Origin of the sequence: Streptomyces sp. NPDC048255, assembly GCF_040652415.1 — a bacterium.
Classification (GTDB): domain Bacteria; phylum Actinomycetota; class Actinomycetes; order Streptomycetales; family Streptomycetaceae; genus Streptomyces.
On the sequence record NZ_JBEZMA010000063.1, the window covers coordinates 1 to 20,618 of the forward strand.

The following is a 20,618-nucleotide window of genomic DNA, read 5'->3' on the forward strand; positions in this document are numbered from 1 at the left end:
AGCTCGTACTTGGCCGTACTCGCGCGGTCCGACAACGCGGCGAGGTGCCGTGCCGGGCGGCGCGGGCCCGCGAAGATCGCCCGGACAGGGCCTAGCGGCTCAGGCTCCGCGGACGGGCCTCGTACGCGTCGCGCAGCAGGGCGGGCGCCAATTGACGGTGCTTCTTGGACAGCGGCAGCCAGATGCGTGACGCCACGGGGCGGTCGTAGCGGATGAACGTGGCGAGCGAGACGTGTTCGTCGTCGGCCTGGACGACGAGGTGGCCGGTCAGGAACCAGGAGCGGGCCTCCAGCCTGATCCAGTCGTCGCCGCGGTCGGCGATCCGCCAACCCGCCACCCGGTCCGGTGCTGCCGTGAGCCGCAGGCCGAGGAGTATCCGCCAGACGAACTGGCCCCCACGGCCCGCCACGTCGTCGAACAAGACCCTTGCCCACTGCTCCGGTGACCGGCCCGGCACACCGCCGGACATGGTGAAGAGATCGACGTAGGAGGGGTCGGTCATGGTGCTCAGGGCGCGGATCTGCTCGGGAACCGGCTCCTGTCGGCGGACGGCCGGCGGCTCCGCCGCCTCCTGCGCCCCACCCCGGGGTGTGCCACTGCCTGTTCCTGGTTCGACGTTCATACGCCCTCCCCTTTCGGTCGGTCCACGGAGCGGCTCTGCACTCGGATGGTAACTTACATACAGACATGTACGTAGGTGAGAGTGGGGTGCCAAGGGCAGGGAAACCACCGGGAGTTCGCCGGGTGCCGCCGGGCGGGTGCTAGAATGGACGTGTTGGCCTTCGGCGCCCCAGTGGGTGCGTCCGGAGGCTTTTTTCATGCCATTTGACGCATCCTCACCCGCCACGCAGCCCGCCTCCAGCTACCGCGCCCTGCTCCGCAACCGCGAATTCGCCGGCCTGTACGCCGGTTTCACCCTCACCGCCGCCGCGACCACCATGTCCGGTTTCGCGCTCGGCACGCTGGTCAACCACGAGACCGGATCCCCGTTCCTGACGGCCGTGAGCATGTACGGGGCCACGTTCGCGACGGTCCTCGGCGCGCTGACGCTGATGTCGGTCGCGGACGGGAACCGTCCGCGCCGGACCCTCGTCGCGCTCCAGTCCGTCTCCCTGGCCGGTGTCGCCGCGCAGGCGATTCCAGGACTGCCGCTGGCCGCCCGGTTCGGGCTCCTCCTGGTCCTGGGGTTCTTCCAGTCCCTCGCGACCGGAACGCGGATGGGGCTGCTCGCCGAAGTCGCGCCCACCTCCGCGTACGCCCTGGCACGTTCGCTGATGAACATCACCTCCGGCGGTATGGCGATCCTCGGCTACGCCGTCGGCGCCCTGCTGCTGCGATACCTGAGCCCGAGGGAGGTCTTCGTCATCGCCGCCGTCCTGGCCGCCCTCGGACTGGTCGTCGTGGCGACGACCGTCCGGGAGCACTCGATCCGGCTGACCCGCCGCCCCGGGCCGAGGCAGACCTGGACGACCAACATCGAGCTCTTCTCTCACCCCGGCCGGCGGGCCCTGCTGCTGAACCTGTGGGTCCCCAACGGCCTGATCGTCGGCTGCGAGGCCCTGTTCATCTCCTACGCCCCGAACCACGCCGGCGCCCTCCTGGCCGCCGGGTCGGCCGGCATGCTCCTCGGGGACCTGACGGTCGGGCGGCTGCTCACCGCCGACCGGCGGCGACGCTACGCCTTCGCCCTGCGGCTGCTGCTCGCCGTCCCGTACCTGCTGTTCGCCATCCACCCGCCCACGCCGCTGGCGATGGCCGCGGTGTTCGTGGCCGGCGTCGGGTTCGCCGCCACCCTGCCGCTCCAGGAGCAGCTCCTCGCGCTGACCCCCGACCCCGTCCGCGGCCAGGTGCAGGGCGTCGAGTCCGCCGGCCGCATGACCTGGCAGGGCATCGGCGCCGCGATAGCCGGCGGCCTCGCCCAGCACCTCACCCCCGGCGCCACGATCACCGCCCTGGCCGGGCTCTCCGTGGCCGTCACCGTCTGCTCCCGGCCCTTCGTGGTCCGCGCCCGCACGGCCGGTGTCGAGAAGGCCGGCGCATCCCCCGTCGAGACGGCCGGCGCATCTCCCCGTCTGGAAGGCCGGCGTATGAGCCCTCCCGGTCGGTAGCCGAGCGGCCTGCGCCGCCGCCGGGGGAAATGCGTAGGCGGTCATCCGCCACGGCTGACTACGCTCCCCCCATGTCCCACTCAGAACTCCAGCGGATCAACTCCTTCCTGTCGGCCTTCGCCCGCCGCCAGGCCGCGCGCACCGTCGAGGTTCCCGGCGGGTTCGCCATATTCGACGACGCCTACGCCCACTCCCGCGGGAACAACCAGGTCGTCATCGACGCCGCTGTCGACCCCGAGGCGCTGCCCGCCATCGCCGAGGAGGCGCTGGGGCAGCTGCCGCACCGGCTGATCTCCGTACTCGACGACGGCGTGGCGATGGCCTGCGCGGAGCCCCTGATCCGCGCCGGGTACACCCACTCCACCTATCTGGTCATGGTGCACACCGGCCCGGTGCCCGTCGGCGGAAGCGCGCAGGAGGTGGACCTCGACGCGATGCGCACCCCGCTCACAGGGTGGTGGCGGGGTCGCCTTCCGGACGTCGACGACGAGGTCGTACGCCACCTCGTGGAGCGACGCGAGGCGCGCCGCCGCGGGGCCGACGCCGTCCACTTCATCGGTGCCCGCACGGAGGACGGCGAGGTCGCCTCATGGGCCGACCTCTACCTGGACCCGGCGACCGGCACGGCCCAGGTCGAGGACCTGGTCACCTCGGACGCACACCTCAGGCACGGTTACGCCGACGCCGTCCTGAACACCGCCCTGCGCCTGGCCGCCGACGAGGGCTGCGGCACCCGGTTCCTGACCGCGGACGCCACGGACTGGCCCCGCCACTGGTACGAGCGCCGCGGCTTCTCCGCCATCGGCCGTTCGCACTGCTTCGAACGCGGCTGAGGCCACCGACGCTCACCGCCCGGGTCGGCGGGTCCAGGAGACCTGGCTGTGCTGGGTCGCCTGCCCGACCCGGCCCCCATCGGCACCTTGGTGCTCGACATCCTCGACGGGCGGATCCCGACGATGGGTTGCGTCCACGCAGGTCAGCGTGTGCACCGCCCGCCCGCCGGGCCGGGGATCCGTACGGCTGATTTGGTCGGATGGATCATGACGTAGCCGCCCTGGTCGAAGGCCCCCGGGGCATCAGCCGCATCCTGCCCACCGTCGCTGCCGTCGCTGCCGTCGCTGCCGTCTCCGTCGTCGTCGCCCACCTGTCGGCGAAGGGGCACGAGGCGTGAGTTCGAAGCGCAAGAAGCAGCTCTCCCTCGACACGCCGGACCTCGGCCCCGAGCCGAGCCTGGCCGTGACGCGCGCCGAGGCCAGGCGGACCGCGGCGATCCTCGAGGCCGCGGAACGGAACCTGGCGCGGGCCGTCGTCGGCCGTACGCGGGCCCTGGAGGCGTACCGACGCCAGAGGCCCGGCGCCCAGGAGGGCGAGTTCGAGGGTCAGTGGCAGGGCCTCCACGCCTTCGAGAAGGTCCGCTACCAGGTACGCAGGGCCGGCGAGCAGCACCAGGCGGCTCGCAAGCGGCTGGCCCGGTGGGAGAAGAAGGCGCGACGGAAGGGCACGGGGACGGCCACAACCGCCACCGGCGCCTCGCTGCCGGCGCCCCGCGAGGCAGGGACCGCGGCCATGGGGCCGCAACAGCTCTGCCCGGTCTGCGGCCGGGCGGGCCTGCCCGCCGGACGGACCAGGCACCAGCGGTGCGAGCGGGCCTCCCGGCCGGCCGCCGCCTCAGCTACCTCTACCTCTACCTCTACCTCTGCTTCCACTTCCACTTCCACCTCGGCCGACGCCTCGGCCGCGCAGATGGCCCCACGGGAACGGCCGACCCGCGGCGGGTCCATCGGGTCCAGCGACGCCCGGGCCCGCTACCGACAGCTCGTCCAAGCCGTCGAGGAGCGGGAACAGTACACGCGGGGCCGGCGCCGGGAGCAGACCCTCAGCCGTCCCGTCCGCCTGGCCGCTGCCCGCGAGGCAGTCCTCGTACGGAGCCAAGGCCGGTGCGAGAACCCCGGCTGCGGCGGACAGCCCGCCGACCTGACCGACGACGGCCGCCCCCTCCTGGAGGTCGACCACGTCGTCGAGATCGCCACGGGCGGCCGCGACGCACCCGAGCAGATGGTGGCCCTGTGCCCGAACTGCCATGCCATCAAGACCCGGGGACGCACCCGTGAGTCGCTCAGGAAGCTGCTCCTGGACACAGCCGCCCGTCGCCACGGGGAATGGACCGCGGCCACGCCGCGCTGAAGCCGGGCCGCAGCGCCGCGGCGGGCGAGGGCGCCCACCCTCAGTCCGTCAGCCCCGCCGGGCTGACCAGGACCAGGGGGATCTCCCGGGTCGTCGCGGTGCGGTAGGCCGCGTACGAGGGCATCGCGGCCACGACCGCCGGCCACAGGCGGGCAGACTCGGCCGCCGTGGCGGGCCGGGCCGTCGCGGTGAAGGTGTCCGAGCCGACCTGGAGGACGACCTCCGGGTCGGCCAACAGGTTGAGGTACCAGGCCGGATGGCGGTCCCCGCCCCCGTTGGACGCCGTCAGGACGTACGGGGCGCGGTCGCCCTCGCCGTCCCGTACGTAGACCAGCGCCGTGCGGCGCAGCTGCCCGGACTTGCGGCCCCGGGTGGTGAGGAGCAGGTCGTCCGTTCCGGGGCGGGGGTGGCCGCCGGTCTCCTCGAAGCGGCGGATGTGGTCGGCGACCCAGGGGGTCGGGTTGTCGCGGACCGGGTCGTGAACGCTGTCGTGGACCGTGTCGCGGACCGGGCTGGTCATACGGCAGCCACTCCCGCGTGCGTCCGGTGCAGGGCCGGGACCTCGATCTCGTCCAGCAGCGCGCGGGCGAAGTCCGCGGTCGTGATCCGGCTGTCGGCGCGGGCGGGCGCCGGGGTGGGCGCGTACCCGCCCGTGGGCTCGCCCTCGTGGTCGAAGTCGCCCGCCGGGCTCAGTACCACCCAGTCCAGCGTCTCGGGCGCGGCCGCGCGCAGCGCCTCGGTGCCGGCGCCGTGGCCGACGTAGAACTCCCGCCACTCCTGCGGGTACCCGGGTGTGTCCATCAGCAACTCCCCGGACTCGGTGGGCAGTACGGATGCCAGCCCGACCGACACCAGCCGCTTCACCCCGGCCGCCGAAAGCCCCTCAGCGAGGGCGCGGGCCATGGCGGGGAAGAACACGCCGGGGCGGGCCGACGGGTCGTACACGGCGACGATCGCCGCGTCGTGTCCGGCCGCGAGCCGCGCCACGGCCGCCGGGTCCGTCACCTCGCCGTCGGCCCGCCCGGCCGCCGTGACCTCGTGGCCCCGCCGCCGGCCCTCCGCCACAGCGGCCTGCCCGACCCTGCCACCCGCCCCGAACACGATGATCCTGCTGCTCGTCGTTTCCATGACCCGGAGCGTAGGGCGAGGGCTGGTTTCCGATCGGATACCGACCTACGGTGTAGATCATGACCAAGCCTCAGGCCCTCCGGGCCCCTCTGGATCCGGAGATGTTCGACCCCGTCTGCCCGTCCCCGCTGGTGCCGTTCCGCGTGGGTGACAAGTGGGGCGGCATGATCCTGCGCTGCCTGGAGGACGGGCCGCGCCGGTTCTCGGAGCTCAAGGTCCCGCTGCGCGGCGTCACGGCCAAGTCGCTGACCCAGTCGCTGCGCGGGCTGGAGCGGGACGGGTTCGTCGTACGGGAGGAGCACGAGGCCCGTCACGTCGAGTACGCCCTGACCCCGCTCGGCCGCGGCCTGCTGGGCCCGCTGGACACGGCCTGCGCGTGGACGCGGGAGCACTGGGACGAGCTGATCGACGCCCAGGAGGAGGGCCTTGCGCGAGCCGCCGGTCATGGACGCCTCCCCGCGGGGCACCTGGCGTGACGGCGGATTCCGGGTCGGGTGGTCAGAGCGCTGTTCAAGATCCTAAGGTCCGGTCATGACCCGTAAAGTCCCCACCGGCCCCGTCCGGCTCGCCGCCCTGGAGGTGTCAGCATGATCGACTCCACCGTCCATGTCCGGGTGGCCCGGCCTTCGCGGGACCTCGCCGCGGCCGAACGCTTCTACGTGGCCGGCCTCGGCCTGACCGTCCTGTGGCGCACGACCGAGCGGGTCCCGGGCGAGCACGACCTCCTGATGGTCGGTCCGTCAGACGGCTCCTGGCACTTCGAGCTCACGCACGACCCGGAACGGCCGCTGGAGCCGACCCCGACGGTGGACGACCTGTTCGTCCTCTACCTCGGCAAGCCGGCGGACGAGTCCCTGACCGACCGCCTGGTGGCGACCGGCGGCACCCGCGTCCCGGCGCACAACCCCTACTGGGACGAGCACGGAGTGACGGTCGCCGACCCTGACGGCTACCGCCTGGTGCTCTGCTCCCGCACCTGGACCTGAGGTCCGCCCAGCGCCCCGCCGGCGCCCCATCGGAAGCCGAACCGGCACGCCGACGCCGACGATCGATGCAGGAGCGCCTCGACCACTACCAACCGCCGGCCTGCAAGGCTCTGTTGGCCACGTCTACTCCGGTGAGGAAGCTCGACAACTGCTTCGACATCGGTGGGACTGGGCGAGCCAGGAGGCAGGTCGGCTGAGATACTCCGGCCATGGACACTGGGGCGATAGGGACCCGGGCACGGTCGGACATGGTGCTGCCCGCGCGGACGGAGTCGGCGCACGGCTCGGGGTGGTTGCTGCGTTCTGCGCAGGCAGCGGACGTCGAGGTGATCGCGGAGCTGCGGGCCGTGGTCATGCGTGCGGATTTGGAGCGGCTCGGGCGCTACGACGAGCACCGAGTGCGGCAGCGGCTGCGGGATTCGTTCTCTGCACAGCACACGTCCATCATCATGATCGACCGCGAACCCGCAGGATGCGTCACGGTCCGGCCTGCCGACGGCGGGCAGCTGCTCGAGCATTTCTACCTTGCCCCGCACCATCAAGGCCGAGGGCTCGGATCAGCCGTGTTGCGCACGCTGCTGGAGCGCACCGATGCGCGGGGCATGACCGTCCGTTTGAATGTTTTGCAGGGGAGTGCCGCCCAGGGGCTCTACGAGCGCCACGGATTCGTCGTGGAATTCCAGGATCCGATCGACGTTTTCATGGTGCGCCGGCCGGGCGCGGGCACCGTTCCGAAAGCCTGACCGGCGATAGTGCAACTGGGTGGTCGCGCGGGGCCGTAACGGGGGAGCTGCCACACGGTCGGGCGGATCGTGCGATCGGTCCGAGCCCGTGCGGCTTTGTCCCATCCTGCCTTCTGAGGACCTTCGGGACCGTCCTGGCCGGGGGCCGCCGGCTCTTGTCTCGATTTGGCCCTATGTTGACGAACTTCGATCCAAGGCGCACGCTTGAATCGAAGAACATCGATGCAGCCTGCTGAGTAGGAGCGCGTCATGACCGAGCAGACAGCAGACCTGCGTGAGAGCGTCCGCCGCCGGTACGCCGCCGCGGCCGTCCAGGTCACCGAAGGCGGCACCGCCTGCTGCGGCACCTCGTGTTGCGGACCTGCCGCGATCGAGAGCGACGACAGCTTCGGTCCCGGCCTCTACGCCGCCGGTCAGCGCGACGCGCTCCCGGCCGAGGCCGTCGCCGCCTCCCTCGGCTGCGGCAACCCCACCGCGGTCGCCGAGCTCTACGAGGGCGAGCGCGTCCTCGACCTCGGATCCGGCGGCGGTATCGACGTGTTGCTGTCGGCCCGCCGCGTCGGTCCCACCGGCAGGGCGTACGGCCTGGACATGACCGAGGAGATGCTCGCCCTCGCCCTGGCCAACGCGGCGAAGGCCGGCGCCACGAACGTGGAGTTCCTCAAGGGCACCATCGAGGCGATCCCGCTGCCCGCCGCCACGATCGACGTAGTGATCTCCAACTGCGTGATCAACCTGTCCACGGACAAGCCGGCCGTCTTCGCCGAGACCTTCCGCGTCCTCAAACCCGGCGGCCGCGTCGGCGTCTCCGACGTCGTCGCCGACGACACCCTCACCCCCGACCAGCGGGCCGAGCGCGGCGACCACGTCGGCTGCATCGCCGGAGCCCTCTCCTTCGCCGAGTACCGCCGCGGCCTGGAGGCGGCCGGCTTCACGGACATCGAGATCACCCCGACCCACCCGGTCGCCGACCGTATGCACTCCGCCATCGTCCGCGCCACCAAGCCCGCCGCTCCCTAGGTCCTGTCCGGGCGATCTTCGCGGGCCCGCGCCACCGGGCACGGCGCCTCGCCGCGTTGTCGGACCGCGCGAGTACGGCCGAGTACGAGCTGCGATCCTCCGCCTCGCGATGCACCGCACCAGACGACGCGGGCTGATCCACGAAGATCGCCCGGACAGGACCCAGGCGGGCCTGCGCATCAAGTGCTGAGCGGGGCCCGGCCGGTCGCGGGTCCGGGCTCGCGCCACATCAGCCACAAGGGCGGCCCTTCGTCCGGCAGCCGGATCTCGCGGGTGACGCGGAAGCCGAACCGTTCGTAGAAGGGGACGTTCGAGGCCTTGCTGGACTCCAGGTACGCGGACTGCCCGAGCCGGTCGCAGTGGGCCAGCTGCTGCCGCAACAGCGCCGAACCGACTCCCGTCCCCTGGAAGGCCGGATCGGTTCCCAGGGTCGGCAGATACCAGTGCGGCGCCTCCGGGTGCGCCTCGTGCAGGGTGTTCTCGACGTCCGCGGCCCGCGGCAGCCCCCGTACGCCGAAGGCGTGCGCGTAGCGCGGCATGGCCGCAAGCTCCTGCACCGCGGAGGTCTTCCAGCGACCGGGCCCCGACCACAGCGCGGCCGCGAGCAGCTGCCCGTCGCCGGTCGCGGCCACCCGGACACCTCCGGCCCGCGGCCGCTGCTGGCGCTGGATCAGCTTGAACAAGCGGGCGCTCCTGCGCTCCCGGCGGGACGGGTCGGGGAACGCCCACGCCATGACCGGGTCGTCGGCGAAGGCGCGGGCCAGGAGCACGGCGATCGCACCCGATTCTCCGGGCCGGGCACACCGGATGCCGTACCGGGCGGACGGCAGTGCTGTACGAGCGTTCATGCGGCCACGGTAAGCAGCGGCACCGGTCCGCACTGCCGTCCGCAGACGGACACGCCGGACCCGCCACCCGCCCGTCGAGGGGGCGGGTGCGCCTCAGGGGCCGTGCAGCTCGGTCTTCCACGCGGCGAACGGAGGCTCCACCTGATAGCCGGGGTCGCAGCGTCACGAGGCCATTTCACGGGTCTCGGGGGACACTCCCTGGCGCCCGCTGCCGCATTCTGGTCTCGTCGGCGCGCACGGGCGGGGACAATCTCTCGTTGTGATCGACGATGAGTTTGGGTGGCTTGAGGATGTCGAGGGCGCCGCGGCGCTGTCGTGGGTGGGGGAGCGCAACGCGGAGACGCTCGCAGCGCTGACCTCCGACCCTGCCTTCGCGGTGCTGCGGGGGGAGCTGCGCGAGGTGCTGGACGCCTGCGACCGGATCCCTTACACGGTCCGCCGGGGCCGGTTCCTGTACAACTTCTGGCGCGATGCCGGGCATCCGAAGGGGGTGTGGCGGCGTTGCGCGCTGGAGCAGTACCGCAAGGACCTCCCCGAGTGGGAGGTCCTGCTGGACGTGGACGCGCTCGGCGCTGCCGAGGGCGTGGAGTGGGTGTGGGACGGGGCGCCGGTGCGCTACCCGGACTACGACCGGGCACTGGTGAGGCTGTCGCGGGAGGGTTCGGACGCGGTGGTGGTCCGCGAGTTCGACCTCGGCAGCCTCTCGTTCGTGCCGGGCGGCTTCGAGGTGGCGGAGGCGAAGACCCGGATCGGGTGGATCGACGTCGACCACGTCTACATCGGCACCGACACCGGCCCGGGCTCCCTCACGGACTCCGGATATCCGCGCACGGTACGGCGCTGGCGGCGCGGCACCGACCTGGCGGAGTCGGAGCTCGTCTTCGAGGCCGAGTCGGCGGACGTCTCGGCGACGGGCTGGAGGGACGCGACGCCGGGCTTCGAGCGGGACTTCATCGCCCGCTACCGGGACTTCTGGCACCACGAGCTGTTCCTCCTGGACGCGGAGCAGCGGACGGTGAAGGTGGAAGCGCCGGACGATGCGGGCAAGTACGCCTGGAAGCAGTGGCTGATCGTCACCCCCAGGGAGCCCTGGCTGGGGCATCCGGCGGGCTCCCTCCTCGCCTTCGGCTTCGAGGCCTTCCTGGCCGGCGACAGGACCGCCGAGGTCCTGTTCACCCCGGACGGGCAGACCGCGCTGGCCGGGCACTCCTGGACCCGCCACCACCTCATCCTGGAGACGCTGTCCGATGTCGCGACGCGGATCGAGGTCCTCACCCCCGGCCACGGCGGCGGTGACGGCGACGGCTCCTGGACGCGCCGGCCACTGGCCGAGGTGCCCGCGCTGTCGTCCGCGGTGGTCACCGACACCGACCCCGACAGCGGGGACGAGTACTTCCTCGACGTCGCCTCCTTCCTGCAGCCCTCCACGCTCTACCGGGGCGACGTCGGCTCCGACAGCGAGATCCTCAAGCAGGCCCCGGCCCGCTTCGACGCCGCCGGGATGACGGTGCGGCAGCACTTCGCCACCTCACCGGACGGTACGCGGGTCCCGTACTTCGTCGTCGGCCGTGACACGGCGAGCGGACCCGGGCCGGTGCTGCTGTACGGGTACGGAGGGTTCCGGGACATGCAGACCCCCTCGTACAGCGCGGTCACCGGCCGGGCGTGGCTGGAGCGGGGCGGCACCTACGTGGTCGCGTGCATCCGGGGCGGCGCAGAGTACGGGCCGGCCTGGCACCAAGCCGCCCTCGGCGCGAACCGGCCCCGGGCGTTCGAGGACTTCGCGGCCGTCGCCGCCGACCTGATCGCCCGCGGCATCACCACCCCGGACCGGCTCGGGGCCGCGGGCGCCAGCAACGGCGGGCTGCTCATGGGCGCCATGCTCACCCGCTACCCCGAGCTGTTCGGCGCGATCGTCGCCAAGGTCCCCCTGCTCGACATGCTCCGCTTCCACAAACTGCTGGCCGGCGCCTCCTGGACCGGCGAGTACGGCGACCCCGACGACGCAGCCGACCGCCCCCACCTGGAGGCGATCTCCCCCTACCACCAGGTGGCCGCGGGCGGCGCCTACCCGCCGGTGCTCCTGATGACCTCCACCCGCGACGACCGAGTCCACCCCGCCCACGCCCGCAAGATGGCCGCTCGCCTCCGCGGCCTCGGCCACCGGGTCCACTTCTACGAGAACACCGGCGGCGGCCACGGCGGGGCCACCGACAACGCGCAGGCCGCCTTCAACCAGGCCCTCGCGCACACCTTCCTGTGGCACCAACTCGGCCCGGCCCGACAGGAAGGCGGGTCGGCGGAAGGCGCGTGACGCCGGCCGCGCCGAGGTGACGGCTCTCAGGCCGGGGCCGGGGGGTCGACGGCGACGAGTTCGACCTCGAAGCCGTCGGTGTTCTCCAGGTAGGCGGCGTAGGTCCGGTCGCCGCCGGCGTACGGGTGCCGGTCGGGGAACATCAGGCTCCAGCCGTGCCGCGGGGCCTCGGAGACCAGCGCCTCCACCCTGTCGCGGCCCTCGACGTGGAACGCCAGATGGTTGAGCCCGGGCCGGCACCGGTCGTGCTCGTGCGCGGTGAGGGCCGCGGACTGCTCGAAGACCACATAGGTCGTCCCGAGCCGCCAGCTGCGGCCGTTGCGCCAGCTCTGGAACGGGGTGTGGCCGAGGGCTTCCAGCAGCCAGCCGAAGGAGGCGGCGGCACGGTCGAGATCGGGCACCCAGATCTCGACGTGGTGCAGCATCCCGGTGGCCGGCCTGGCGCGCCCGGTGGTCGCCTGATGTGCCGCGTCGGTGCCTCCGGGCATCGGCCGTACCTCCGTGTGTCGGGTCCTCCCGGGCGCTGACGCGCAAAGATAGCGCGTGCCGGCGGGGCGCTGTTCAGGCCCCTTCCGTCGATGGCCAGGCTTAGTACCGGCCGTGGCGTGGAACCGATCTCGGCATGACTGAAAGTGCGAGCCCACATATCGCCTCCCCGCGGGTCACCGTCCTGGGAGTGCTGCCAGGTGACCCTCCCTTTCGCATCGTGGAGGTCGACGGGGAGATGGTCGGCCGGGCGACGTCGATGACGGACGTACTCCTGACCGCATCGGCCATGGGCATCACGGTCCATGACCTCGATGATCCGGACGTGGTCCGGTGGGTGGGCGGCGGCAAATTCACCTGGACGCTGCACTAGGCGGTGTCCGGAAGCGGGCAGATCCGGCTCTAGGCGGAGGGTGAGGGGCGAGGGGGCACGGCTGACGCGTCCGATGGTGCAGGCCATGCCCCCCGTACCTCCGGCACAACCGGATTGCCCGCGCCGCGCGAGGCGCCCCCGGTAGGTTGGCCGGATGATCGAAGTTCGTCACGCCACCGCCGACGACGGGGACGCGCTCGGTGAGATCCACGCCGCAGCCTGGGAAGCCGTCTACGCACCCTTCTTCGCTCCGGAGTTCGCCCTGCCCGCCGTACGGAGCAGGCGAACCCGCTGGCACGGGCGGATCGCGGAGGAGACGGGGACGATCCTGCTCGCCGTACGCGACGGCCGTCCCCTGGCCATGTCCTTCTGCCTTCCCTCCGCCACCCGTCCGGGCCTCGCGGAGATCTGCAGCTTCTACGGCCACCCCGACGGGTGGGGGAGCGGCATCGCGAGCACGCTGATGGCGCGGACGCTGCACGGCCTGCGCGACGAGGGATTCACCCGGGTCCACCTGTGGACCCTGCGCGACACCCCCCAGTCCCGTCGCTTCTACATCAAATCCGGCTTCATCGAGTCCGGCGCCACCCGCCCGTACGACTTCGGCGACGGCAACCCGCTCACCCAGGTCCAGTACGAGCGCGACATCTGACACCGCTGATACCGCCCGGTGACACCGCCTAAGGGGTGTCCCGCCGGTCGGCCTCCCGTGCCACGCGCTCCAGTTGACGCCGGTGGTCCTCCCACCACGCCTGATCACCCGGCGGCAGGCTGGAGTTGCCCTTCGTCATCCCCACGGCCCCGTCGGTGAGCTCGCGGATGATGTCGGCGTGGCCGGCGTGCCGTTGGGTGTCGGCGATCACACGTACCAGGACGTGGTGCAGCGTCACCTTTCTCCGTTCCTCGGGCCACCACGGGACGTGACCGGTCGCATCCAGTGCGAGCGCGGCGATCGTGGTGTCCGAGTGGCGCCATGCCTGCCGGTACAGCTCGACGATCTGCTCACGCGACTCGTCCGCCGTGGCCCACATGTCCGCATTGGGCTCCGCGACCTCCGTGAACCAGGACGGCGGTTCGTCGAAGAACGGCCGTCCGAACGTGCTGCCGAAGTACCCCAGCTCCACACCGGAGGCATGTTTGACGAGCCCCAACAGGTTCGTGCCGGTCGGTGTATGCGGACGGCGCACGTCGTACTCGGAGAGCCCGTCCAGCTTCCACAGCAAGGCGTCCCGCGCGGCCTGCAGGTAGTGCAGGAGATCTGTTTTCTGTTCCGATTCACCCATGCGGGTCAGTGTTCCATCCGGCACCGACACCCCTGAGCCCGGCCGCGTTCCGAGGCGACCGGTGCGTCGTGGCCCGGATCCAGGGCAGGCGGGCCTTGAGGCCACGGAGCGGCCGTAGGTCTCCGAAGACGGGAGGAACCCGTGATGAACTGGTCCGACGGAGCGGGCGTGTTGGCGGCCCCGGCCTGGTTCCACCTGGTGGTGATGGGTGGGGCCCTGCTCGTCCTGATCCTCAATCTGGCGAGGGACTGACCCCGTCCGAGGTCTGGGACCATGGACGGATGAGCGGACCCGCACGAGACGACCTCCTGGCCGAAGCGATACGACTGCGCGAGCAAGGGCAGCATGAAAAGGCCCGGCAACAGCTGCTCTTCCTCGCGGCCGCCCACCCGGCAGACGCCGAAGTGGCCTACCAGACCGCCTGGATCCACGACGTGCTCGGCCTGGAAGCCGAAGCCGTGCCCTTCTACGAGGCCGGCCTCCGCGGCGCGCTGTCGCCGCAGGACCGTCACGGCGCGCTCCTCGGCCTCGGCAGCACCTACCGGGTGCTCGGCCGGTACGAGAAGGCCGTCAGCACCTTCCGGCTCGGCCTCCGCGAATTCCCGGGCGACGGCGCCCTGCAGACCTTCCTGTCCATGGCCCTGTTCAACACCGACGAGCACCACGAAGCCATGCGGCTCCTGTTGAAGCTCCTCGCCGCCACCAGCGAGGACCCGGGCGTACGCCGGTACCGCGGAGCGATCGAACACTATGCGGAGGACCTGAACGAAACGGTCTGAGACGCCTCCTCGGCCCGACGTCACGGGTGGCAACGCCGGCCCCGACCCGCCCCCGCGCTCCGTGAGACGGGACGGGCCCCGGCTTCAGACGCGGCCCGCGGCGATGCGGTGTTCGTGGACGCGCAGGTGGAGGGCAGCGAGGTCCAGCAGCGGAGTGGCCACGCCCAACGCCCGTGCGCGGACGGTGAGGTCGGTCAGGACGTGGTCGGCCTCGGTCGGGGCTCCCGCGGCGAGGTCGCGGTAGAGGGACGGCGTGAGCGGAGAGCCGGGGGTGGTGACGGTAGCCGTGGTGAAGGCGAGTTCGGCCTCGGGCACCGGGTGGCCGGCGGCTGCCGACACCGCCGCGGCCTCGGCGAGCAGTGACGGCCCCAACGCCGCCCCGCCCTGGACGGCGTTCACCTCCCCGACCGTGCCGCGCATCAGGCAGGTCAGGGAGACCAGGGTGGAGATGAACACCCACTTGTGCCACATGGCCGCGACGATGTCCTCGGTCGCAGGCGAGTCGATGCCCGCCGCGGCCAGGACCGTACGGATCGCCTCCACGCGGGCCGACGGCCGGGCGTCGAGCTCGCCGGTCAGGATGACCGCGGGCGGAGCCATACGGAGGATGTCGCCGTCCTCGTTCAAGGTGGTGACCACCTTCGCGACCCCGCCGAGGACCGCCCCGGCCCCGAAGCGCGCCACGAGCGCGTCGAGATGGGCGACCCCGTTGAGCAGCGGTAGCACGGCGGTGTCCGGGCCGACGGAGGCCTCGATCTCTGTCAGGGCCGTGTGCAGGGTGGTCGCCTTCACGGACAGCAGGACCAGGTCGTACGGCCCGCCCGGGGCGTCCGCCGTCACCAGATGCGGCGTGAGGCGGAGGCTCTCCCCTTGGCCCTCGACGCGCAGGCCGCGAGCCGTGAGCGCCTTCGCTCGGGCCGGTCGGACCAGGAAGGAGACGTCCTGGCCCGCCTGCGCGAGGCGGGCGCCGAAGAAGCCGCCGACGGCGCCGGCGCCGACCGTGAGGATCCTCATGAGGGTGCCTTTCGTAGGAGGGTTCGTGCTCGGGAGACGCCAGGGTGGCAGGCGCCTGCCTTGGGGTGGGTCGTCCTGCTCGTCCGGTCCCGCCGCCGGCCTCGTGTCCGGCCCTATGTCCGGCCTGATGTCCGGCCCGCCGGAAGCCGGGTGTCGCTGACGGCCGGCTTCCCGGCGGGGCGCGGACCGTACCGGGACACGGCCACTCCGGCCAGGCAGAGCACGCCGCCGAGCAGGGTCAGCCAGGCGGGTACTTCGCCCAGGAGGGCCCAGCTCAGCAGGACGACGATGGCCGGTACGGCATAGGTCGTCGCGCCCAGCCGGCCGGCGGGCATGCGCGCCAGGGCGTAGGTCCACGTGGTGAAGGCGAGGGCGGTCGGCACCACGCCCAGGTAGACCATGTTCAGCGTGGCGGACAACGGCGCCTTCGGCAGTTCCGTGGCCAGCTGCCCCGCGAAGGGCAGGCAGACCACGGCTCCCGTCAGGCAGCTGTAGGCGGTGACCTGCAGGGGTGTGCCGTAGGAGAGTGCGGGTTTCTGCGCGATGACGCCGGTCGCGTAGGCCACCGCGGCGAGCAGGCAGAGCACGACCCCCAGCACCGAGGTGGTGCCGCCTTCACCGGACGACATGGACAGGCCCACGACCACGGCTCCGGCGAAGGAGACGGCCATGCCCGCCAACAGCCGCGGCGGCAGCGCCTCGCCGAGGAGGCGGGCCGCGAGAAGTGCCATGAGGATCGGCCCCGTGTTCACGAGCAGGGACGCCGTACCCGCGTCGACCAGGCGTTCACCCCAGTTCAGCGCGACCGTGTAGCCGCAGAACCACACCACTCCGGAGATCAGGATTCCGCGCCAGGCCTCGCGGGGCGGCAGGCCCTGGCGGCGGACCAGGAGCAGGACTGCGAGCACCAGCGAGGCGGCCAGCAGCCTGCCGAGGGCCAGCGCCCCGGGCGAGTACGCGGAGCCCGCGCTGCGGATGGAGACGAAGGCGGAGGCCCAGGCGAGCACCGTGAAGGAGACGGCGCCGACGGTGAGGACTCCGGGCGGGATCGGACTCGAGCGGAACGTCATGGCCCCACCCTAGAGCAAAACACTTCGGTGTTCACCGAATTATTTCGCGGGGTCCTGGCCTCTGCGTACGCCGTCCCGGGCTCGGGCTCGCCGAGCTCCCCGGGCTCAGCCTCCCCGGGCTGCCCGGGCTCAGCTCCAGGCGTCCGGAGTGAGCCCCAGCAGGTCACCGAAGGCCCGCTCCCCGGCCCCGGTCACCTCCAGTGCCCGCCCGCCTCCGGCCGGTCGTACCACCCACTTCTCGCCCAGCGCCCGCGCCCGCAGCCGTGCTCCGGCGACGCCGCCCAGGTGGCGACGCCGTTCGGTCCAGTCCAGGCAGGAACTCGCCACCGGCCGGCGCCCCACACGGTCGAGGCTGATCCCGGCCTCCCCGTACCAGGCCCGCCCGGCCTCCGTCAGCTCGAAGACGCCCTCGGTGCGCAGCAGTCCGAGCCGCTCCATCGCGTCGGTCACCGCCATGCCCAGCCGCCCCGCGAAGTGGTCGTAGCAGGTCCGGGCCCGCACCAGCGGGTCCGGTGCCGCGACCACCGGTACCGCGTACGCCGCGTCCCGGTCCGGGATCGCGTACGAGGCGAGTTCGTCGATGAGGCGGGCGGTCGCGGCGTCGGCGATCCGCACGTAACTGTGGCGGCCCTGCCGCTCGGTCACGCAGATACCCGCCTCGAGCAGCCGGGACAGGTGGCCGCTGATGGTGGACGGCGCGACCGCGGTGATCCGGGCCAGCTCACCCGCCGTCCAGGCGCGCCCCTGCAGCAGCGTCATGCAGATGGCGGCCCGCGTCTCGTCGGCGAGGGCCGCGGCGAAGGCGGCGAGGCGCGCGGCGGGGGCGAGGCCGTCCGCAGGCGTCCCGGAATCCAACTCGTTCATGCTCCCAGGATGCCTCAGAATTTCGGTGGACAGCGAACGATCGCGCTCGCCGGGGCCGCTCAGTGGCCGGCCGTCGCCTTGACCAGGGCGACGGCCAGGCCGATCGCCGCGTCGAGGGCACCGGCCAGCAGGGCGACTGCTGCCCCGCCGCCCATGCGGACACCGCCGTACCAGCCCCAGCCGAACAGGCTGGCGACGCTCACGCCGGCAGCCGCGTACAGGGCGGTCCGCAGGTCCATCACGCCCAGGGCGGCGGAGCCGATCAGGATCAGGGGGCCCACGGCGGACAGCAGCAGGGGGCTGCTGACCCACAGCATGTGGCGCAGCTCCCCGCCGGTGGCGAGGCGGCCGTGGACCACGCGGTGGGCCTGCTGGTCGGCGACGAGCGTCGCCAGCCACAGCCCGACGGCGGCCGTCAGTACCGTCGCCGAGGTCCCGGCGGCGTCGGCGTGCTCGGAGACGGCGAGGCCGATCACCACGGAGATCATGGTGATGGTCGCGTACAGCCGCTCCTTCAGCCGGGCGGCGGCGGTCTGCGGATCCTGGACCGGCGCGGCGACGGCGGCACCGCCGCCACCGGCACCGGCACCGGCGTCGGCTCGATCAGGCCCGGGCGCCGTGCCGCCGGTGTCTTCTTGACCCATGGCGTCACCTTAGTGACGCAGGCCGGAGATTCGGCGGCAGCGGGCGCCGACGCGTCAACGGTCGCGTCAGCGGGGCGGCAGTCGGTGAAGGGTGGTGTCGCGCAGGGCGCCGTCCACGACGGTGAGCGTCAGGTAGGTGTGGTGGGGCTGCCGTCGGCGATCGGTCGGCGACCCGGGGTTGAGCAGGCGCAGCCCGCCCGGAGCCGTGGAGTCCCACGGGATGTGGCTGTGGCCGAACACCAGGACGTCCACGTCGGGGAAGCGCTCGGCGCAGCGCCGTTCGCGCCCGGCGGCCGGGCCGGTCTCGTGGACGACCGCGAAGCGCAGGCCGCCGAGTTCGGCGCGGGCGACCTCGGGCAGCCTGCGGCGCAGGGCCGGCCCGTCGTTGTTGCCGTACACGCCGATCAGGCGGCGGGACCTCGACTCCAGCAGGTCGAGCGTGGCCTCGTCGGTCCAGTCCCCGGCGTGGATCACCGCCTCGGCCTCGTCGACGGCTGCCAGCAGGGCTTCCGGCAGGCGCCTGGCGCGAGCGGGTACGTGCGTGTCGGAGGTCAGCAGCAGCCTCATGCGCCCCAGCCTAGGCGGACGTGGCCCCGCGCGCAGTCCTCGGGTGGGCTGTACGCGCCGGTCGGGTTCGCCCGTTCCGGGCTGCGCGGCCCGGCCCGGGCAGGCGGTCTGTCGTGACGGGCTTTCAGGGGCCACACTGATGACGTCGGGTCAGCGCGTTCCCTGAACACACAGAGGTGGTGGGGCGTTGTCGGGAGAGCCTGAGCAGCAGTCCGCTCCGATCGTGCGGCCCACGGTGTGGGAGACGTACGGGCCGGCCGATCTCAGCGCCGTGCCGGTGTTCGCCGGCGGGTTCATCAACTTCGGCTTCTGGCAGTCCATCGACCTCGAACGGCCGCTGTCGCAGGGCGACCGGGTCCGCAGCGAGCAGGACCTCTACCGGCACATCCTCGACGCGGCAGAGCCCGAGGGCGGCCGGGCCGTGGAGATCGGCTGCGGTCTCGGCCTCGGGTGCGCGCTCGCCCTGGAGGAGTACGGCCCTACGGCGATCACCGGGGTGGACATCCACCCCCAGCAGCTCCAGCGGGCCCGGGAGGCGAACGCCCGGCTCCTCCGGGCGCAGCCGGACCGGATGCGCTTCGTCCTGGGGGCCGCGGAGAGCCTGCCGCTCGGCGACGGGGAGTTCGACTGCCTGTACAGCGTCGAGGCGGCCCAGCACTTCCCGGACCTGTCCGCGTTCGCCCGGGAGGCTGCGAGGGTCGTGCGGCCCGGCGGGCGGGTGGCCATCGCCAGTTTCTTCACCGTCGACGGCTCCCCCGCGCACGCCGAGCGGCTCGCGGGGCTGCTCGACTCGTTCGCCAGCGGCCTGGACATCGCCCGGCCCGTCTCCCGGCTCGCCGATGCCTTCGCCGATGCCGGTCTCGTCGACGTCCGGGTCACCTCGATCGGCCCGCAGGTCTGGCCCGGCTGGGACCGCTGGCTCGCCCGTCTGTGGGAACCGGGCACCTGGCCGCGGAACTTCCTGGCCGCCTGGGAACAGCGGATCCTGGACTACTACCTGGTCACCGCCACCCGGCCGTAGCTCCGGCGGGCGCTGACCGCACCCGATCTGATCGCCCAGTGGCTCCACGAGCGCGCAGGCGGTGATCACTTGACCCCAACCACGCTTGAGGTCCGAGACTCAAGGCCTGGGTGCCGGAGAGTCCGAGGGCCCGCTGAGAGGGGTGAGTGCCATGCGTGCGACACAGGCGATCGAGTTCGGCGGTCCGGAGGTACTCGTCCCGGTCGAGGTGCCCGAGCCGGTGGCGGGCCCCGGCCAGGTGCTCGTCGCCGTCGCCGCCGTGGACACGGTCTTCGTCGAGACGCAGGTACGCAGCGGTTGGGGCCGCGAGTACTTCACGGTCACCCCGCCCTACGTACCGGGCGCCGGCATCGCCGGTACCGTCCGCGCGACCGGCGAGGGCGTGGACCCGGCGTGGAACGGCCGCCGGATCGTCGCCTCCCTCGGCATCACCGGCGGCTACGCGGAACTGGCCCTGGCCCCGGCCGACGCGCTGGCCGCCGTGCCGGACGAGGTCTCCTTCAACGACGCCGCGGCCCTGGTGCACGACGGGGTGACGGCCGCCAAGCTGCTGGACACCACGGCCGTCCGGCCCGGCGAGCAGGTGTTGATCGTCGGCGCCTCGGGCGGCATGGGCACCGTACTGGTCCAGTTGGCGAAGGCGGCGGGCGTCCGGGTCGTCGGCGTGGCCCGCGGGGACCGCAAGACCGCCCTGGTACGGGAGCTGGGTGCGGACGCCGTCGTCGACGCGGCCCGCCCCGACTGGGTGGAGCGGGCCCGCGAGGCGCTCGGCGGCGCGGGCGCGGACGTCGTACTGGACGGGGTGGGCGGCGAGGTCGGCCTGGCCGCGTTCGCCCTGGTGGCGACCGGCGGCCGGTTCTCGGCGCACGGCGCCCCGACGGGCGGCTTCGCCCCGGTGGACCCGGCTGACGCGGCGGCTCGCGACGTCCGCCTGCTCGGCATCGCGGACCTCCAGCTGTCGGCCCCCGAGCACGCCGAACTCGCGTCGCATGCCCTGAGGGCGGCTGCCGAGGGCGCCTTGCGCCCGGTGATCGGCGCCACTTTCCCGCTGGAGCGCGCGGCATCGGCGCACGAGGCGATCGAGTCCCGGGAACTCCTGGGCAAGGTGGTGATCACCGTCTGACGTGGGGGGAGAGGGCAGGGGACGCCGCCGCCCGGCCGACGCCGGGACGCGGCCGCCCGCCGG

The 20,618-nt window shown here is 72.7% G+C and carries 25 protein-coding genes; 14 read left to right on the top strand and 11 right to left on the bottom strand.

Annotated elements, in window-relative coordinates:
- Positions 1–91 precede the first annotated feature (91 nt).
- Positions 92–622: a hypothetical protein gene (locus AB0D94_RS31845; RefSeq protein ID WP_362059125.1), complete on the bottom strand. Its 531-nt coding sequence runs from the start codon at positions 620–622 to the stop codon at positions 92–94.
- Positions 623–818: 196 nt separating this feature from the next.
- Here AB0D94_RS31845 and AB0D94_RS31850 point away from each other — a divergent pair, with 196 nt between their 5' ends.
- The 4 genes from AB0D94_RS31850 to AB0D94_RS31865 all read left to right on the top strand — a co-directional run bounded on the left by AB0D94_RS31850 (position 819) and on the right by AB0D94_RS31865 (position 4,292).
- Positions 819–2,108, top strand: a complete 1,290-nt coding sequence (locus AB0D94_RS31850) for an MFS transporter (protein WP_362059128.1) — start codon at positions 819–821, stop codon at positions 2,106–2,108.
- Between the two features lie 71 nt (positions 2,109–2,179).
- The gene (locus tag AB0D94_RS31855) at positions 2,180–2,941 is read left to right on the top strand and encodes a GNAT family N-acetyltransferase (protein ID WP_362059131.1); all 762 of its coding nucleotides are present in this window, start codon (positions 2,180–2,182) and stop codon (positions 2,939–2,941) included.
- A 200-nt stretch (positions 2,942–3,141) separates the two neighbouring features.
- Entirely contained in the window at positions 3,142–3,279 is a 138-nt protein-coding gene (locus AB0D94_RS31860) for a hypothetical protein (RefSeq protein ID WP_362059134.1), read from the top strand.
- Entirely contained in the window at positions 3,276–4,292 is a 1,017-nt protein-coding gene (locus AB0D94_RS31865; RefSeq protein WP_362059137.1) for an HNH endonuclease signature motif containing protein, read from the top strand. Before AB0D94_RS31860 ends, AB0D94_RS31865 begins: the two co-directional genes overlap by 4 nt.
- Before the next feature lie 40 nt (positions 4,293–4,332).
- Here AB0D94_RS31865 and AB0D94_RS31870 read toward each other — a convergent pair whose 3' ends face one another.
- Entirely contained in the window at positions 4,333–4,812 is a 480-nt protein-coding gene (locus AB0D94_RS31870; protein ID WP_362059140.1) for a nitroreductase/quinone reductase family protein, read from the bottom strand.
- The gene (locus AB0D94_RS31875; protein WP_362059143.1) at positions 4,809–5,420 is read right to left on the bottom strand and encodes an NAD(P)H-binding protein; all 612 of its coding nucleotides are present in this window, start codon (positions 5,418–5,420) and stop codon (positions 4,809–4,811) included. Before AB0D94_RS31875 ends, AB0D94_RS31870 begins: the two co-directional genes overlap by 4 nt.
- Positions 5,421–5,479: 59 nt before the next feature.
- Here AB0D94_RS31875 and AB0D94_RS31880 point away from each other — a divergent pair, with 59 nt between their 5' ends.
- From AB0D94_RS31880 to arsM, 4 genes are all read left to right on the top strand, one after another.
- Entirely contained in the window at positions 5,480–5,896 is a 417-nt protein-coding gene (locus tag AB0D94_RS31880) for a helix-turn-helix domain-containing protein (protein WP_362059146.1), read from the top strand.
- A 111-nt stretch (positions 5,897–6,007) separates the two neighbouring features.
- Entirely contained in the window at positions 6,008–6,406 is a 399-nt protein-coding gene (locus AB0D94_RS31885; protein ID WP_362059149.1) for a VOC family protein, read from the top strand.
- Positions 6,407–6,654: 248 nt separating this feature from the next.
- Positions 6,655–7,149 carry a GNAT family N-acetyltransferase gene (locus tag AB0D94_RS31890; RefSeq protein WP_362059152.1) on the top strand — a complete coding sequence of 165 codons (495 nt, stop codon included), beginning with the start codon at positions 6,655–6,657 and terminating at the stop codon, positions 7,147–7,149.
- Between the two features lie 249 nt (positions 7,150–7,398).
- Positions 7,399–8,169, top strand: coding sequence for an arsenite methyltransferase (arsM, locus tag AB0D94_RS31895; protein WP_362059155.1), 771 nt, complete (start codon positions 7,399–7,401; stop codon positions 8,167–8,169).
- Positions 8,170–8,348: 179 nt separating this feature from the next.
- On the opposite strand, the gene AB0D94_RS31900 is transcribed toward arsM, so the two are convergent.
- The gene (locus AB0D94_RS31900) at positions 8,349–9,017 is read right to left on the bottom strand and encodes a GNAT family N-acetyltransferase (protein WP_362059158.1); all 669 of its coding nucleotides are present in this window, start codon (positions 9,015–9,017) and stop codon (positions 8,349–8,351) included.
- Positions 9,018–9,276: 259 nt separating this feature from the next.
- On the opposite strand from AB0D94_RS31900, the gene AB0D94_RS31905 reads away from it, so the two are divergent.
- Positions 9,277–11,331 carry a prolyl oligopeptidase family serine peptidase gene (locus tag AB0D94_RS31905; protein WP_362059161.1) on the top strand — a complete coding sequence of 685 codons (2,055 nt, stop codon included), beginning with the start codon at positions 9,277–9,279 and terminating at the stop codon, positions 11,329–11,331.
- Positions 11,332–11,357: 26 nt separating this feature from the next.
- Here the strand turns inward: AB0D94_RS31905 and AB0D94_RS31910 are convergent, their stop codons facing one another.
- Entirely contained in the window at positions 11,358–11,756 is a 399-nt protein-coding gene (locus tag AB0D94_RS31910; RefSeq protein ID WP_362059248.1) for a VOC family protein, read from the bottom strand.
- A gap of 197 nt (positions 11,757–11,953) precedes the next feature.
- Between AB0D94_RS31910 and AB0D94_RS31915 the strand changes: the two genes are divergently transcribed.
- Together AB0D94_RS31915 and AB0D94_RS31920 are read left to right on the top strand one after the other, a co-directional pair.
- Positions 11,954–12,190, top strand: coding sequence for a hypothetical protein (locus tag AB0D94_RS31915; RefSeq protein WP_362059164.1), 237 nt, complete (start codon positions 11,954–11,956; stop codon positions 12,188–12,190).
- A 154-nt stretch (positions 12,191–12,344) separates the two neighbouring features.
- Complete coding sequence (locus tag AB0D94_RS31920) at positions 12,345–12,842, top strand: GNAT family N-acetyltransferase (RefSeq protein ID WP_362059167.1); 498 nt, start codon at positions 12,345–12,347, stop codon at positions 12,840–12,842.
- Between the two features lie 28 nt (positions 12,843–12,870).
- Here AB0D94_RS31920 and AB0D94_RS31925 read toward each other — a convergent pair whose 3' ends face one another.
- Positions 12,871–13,473, bottom strand: a complete 603-nt coding sequence (locus AB0D94_RS31925) for a DinB family protein (protein WP_362059170.1) — start codon at positions 13,471–13,473, stop codon at positions 12,871–12,873.
- Between the two features lie 281 nt (positions 13,474–13,754).
- Between AB0D94_RS31925 and AB0D94_RS31930 the strand changes: the two genes are divergently transcribed.
- On the top strand, positions 13,755–14,252 hold the full coding sequence (locus AB0D94_RS31930) for a tetratricopeptide repeat protein (protein ID WP_362059173.1): 498 nt from the start codon (positions 13,755–13,757) through the stop codon (positions 14,250–14,252).
- An 84-nt stretch (positions 14,253–14,336) separates the two neighbouring features.
- Here AB0D94_RS31930 and AB0D94_RS31935 read toward each other — a convergent pair whose 3' ends face one another.
- From AB0D94_RS31935 to AB0D94_RS31955, 5 genes are all read right to left on the bottom strand, one after another.
- Positions 14,337–15,266 (bottom strand): 2-dehydropantoate 2-reductase, encoded by a 930-nt coding sequence (locus AB0D94_RS31935; protein ID WP_362059176.1) that lies wholly within the window; start codon positions 15,264–15,266, stop codon positions 14,337–14,339.
- Between the two features lie 113 nt (positions 15,267–15,379).
- Positions 15,380–16,336 (bottom strand): DMT family transporter, encoded by a 957-nt coding sequence (locus tag AB0D94_RS31940; RefSeq protein WP_362059179.1) that lies wholly within the window; start codon positions 16,334–16,336, stop codon positions 15,380–15,382.
- 129 nt (positions 16,337–16,465) lie between these two features.
- On the bottom strand, positions 16,466–17,200 hold the full coding sequence (locus AB0D94_RS31945) for a helix-turn-helix domain-containing protein (RefSeq protein ID WP_362059182.1): 735 nt from the start codon (positions 17,198–17,200) through the stop codon (positions 16,466–16,468).
- 59 nt (positions 17,201–17,259) lie between these two features.
- The gene (locus AB0D94_RS31950) at positions 17,260–17,844 is read right to left on the bottom strand and encodes a hypothetical protein (RefSeq protein ID WP_362059185.1); all 585 of its coding nucleotides are present in this window, start codon (positions 17,842–17,844) and stop codon (positions 17,260–17,262) included.
- Between the two features lie 66 nt (positions 17,845–17,910).
- Positions 17,911–18,411 carry a metallophosphoesterase gene (locus tag AB0D94_RS31955; protein WP_362059188.1) on the bottom strand — a complete coding sequence of 167 codons (501 nt, stop codon included), beginning with the start codon at positions 18,409–18,411 and terminating at the stop codon, positions 17,911–17,913.
- A 187-nt stretch (positions 18,412–18,598) separates the two neighbouring features.
- On the opposite strand from AB0D94_RS31955, the gene AB0D94_RS31960 reads away from it, so the two are divergent.
- Entirely contained in the window at positions 18,599–19,432 is an 834-nt protein-coding gene (locus AB0D94_RS31960; RefSeq protein WP_362059191.1) for a methyltransferase domain-containing protein, read from the top strand.
- A gap of 151 nt (positions 19,433–19,583) precedes the next feature.
- On the top strand, positions 19,584–20,555 hold the full coding sequence (locus AB0D94_RS31965) for a zinc-binding dehydrogenase (protein ID WP_362059194.1): 972 nt from the start codon (positions 19,584–19,586) through the stop codon (positions 20,553–20,555).
- Positions 20,556–20,618 lie beyond the last annotated feature (63 nt).

Excerpts from the sequence above, each read along its gene's own strand:
- AB0D94_RS31845 (WP_362059125.1), bottom strand. The coding sequence starts at position 622 with ATGAACGTCGAACCAGGAACAGGCAGTGGCACACCCCGGGGTGGGGCG.
- AB0D94_RS31850 (WP_362059128.1), top strand. The coding sequence starts at position 819 with ATGCCATTTGACGCATCCTCACCCGCCACGCAGCCCGCCTCCAGCTAC.
- AB0D94_RS31855 (WP_362059131.1), top strand. The coding sequence starts at position 2,180 with ATGTCCCACTCAGAACTCCAGCGGATCAACTCCTTCCTGTCGGCCTTC.
- AB0D94_RS31860 (WP_362059134.1), top strand. The coding sequence starts at position 3,142 with ATGGATCATGACGTAGCCGCCCTGGTCGAAGGCCCCCGGGGCATCAGC.
- AB0D94_RS31870 (WP_362059140.1), bottom strand. The coding sequence starts at position 4,812 with ATGACCAGCCCGGTCCGCGACACGGTCCACGACAGCGTTCACGACCCG.
- AB0D94_RS31875 (WP_362059143.1), bottom strand. The coding sequence starts at position 5,420 with ATGGAAACGACGAGCAGCAGGATCATCGTGTTCGGGGCGGGTGGCAGG.
- AB0D94_RS31880 (WP_362059146.1), top strand. The coding sequence starts at position 5,480 with ATGACCAAGCCTCAGGCCCTCCGGGCCCCTCTGGATCCGGAGATGTTC.
- AB0D94_RS31885 (WP_362059149.1), top strand. The coding sequence starts at position 6,008 with ATGATCGACTCCACCGTCCATGTCCGGGTGGCCCGGCCTTCGCGGGAC.
- AB0D94_RS31890 (WP_362059152.1), top strand. The coding sequence starts at position 6,655 with ATGGTGCTGCCCGCGCGGACGGAGTCGGCGCACGGCTCGGGGTGGTTG.
- arsM (WP_362059155.1), top strand. The coding sequence starts at position 7,399 with ATGACCGAGCAGACAGCAGACCTGCGTGAGAGCGTCCGCCGCCGGTAC.
- AB0D94_RS31900 (WP_362059158.1), bottom strand. The coding sequence starts at position 9,017 with ATGAACGCTCGTACAGCACTGCCGTCCGCCCGGTACGGCATCCGGTGT.
- AB0D94_RS31910 (WP_362059248.1), bottom strand. The coding sequence starts at position 11,756 with ATGCTGCACCACGTCGAGATCTGGGTGCCCGATCTCGACCGTGCCGCC.
- AB0D94_RS31915 (WP_362059164.1), top strand. The coding sequence starts at position 11,954 with ATGACTGAAAGTGCGAGCCCACATATCGCCTCCCCGCGGGTCACCGTC.
- AB0D94_RS31920 (WP_362059167.1), top strand. The coding sequence starts at position 12,345 with ATGATCGAAGTTCGTCACGCCACCGCCGACGACGGGGACGCGCTCGGT.
- AB0D94_RS31925 (WP_362059170.1), bottom strand. The coding sequence starts at position 13,473 with ATGGGTGAATCGGAACAGAAAACAGATCTCCTGCACTACCTGCAGGCC.
- AB0D94_RS31930 (WP_362059173.1), top strand. The coding sequence starts at position 13,755 with ATGAGCGGACCCGCACGAGACGACCTCCTGGCCGAAGCGATACGACTG.
- AB0D94_RS31935 (WP_362059176.1), bottom strand. The coding sequence starts at position 15,266 with ATGAGGATCCTCACGGTCGGCGCCGGCGCCGTCGGCGGCTTCTTCGGC.
- AB0D94_RS31940 (WP_362059179.1), bottom strand. The coding sequence starts at position 16,336 with ATGACGTTCCGCTCGAGTCCGATCCCGCCCGGAGTCCTCACCGTCGGC.
- AB0D94_RS31945 (WP_362059182.1), bottom strand. The coding sequence starts at position 17,200 with ATGAACGAGTTGGATTCCGGGACGCCTGCGGACGGCCTCGCCCCCGCC.
- AB0D94_RS31950 (WP_362059185.1), bottom strand. The coding sequence starts at position 17,844 with ATGGGTCAAGAAGACACCGGCGGCACGGCGCCCGGGCCTGATCGAGCC.
- AB0D94_RS31955 (WP_362059188.1), bottom strand. The coding sequence starts at position 18,411 with ATGAGGCTGCTGCTGACCTCCGACACGCACGTACCCGCTCGCGCCAGG.
- AB0D94_RS31965 (WP_362059194.1), top strand. The coding sequence starts at position 19,584 with ATGCGTGCGACACAGGCGATCGAGTTCGGCGGTCCGGAGGTACTCGTC.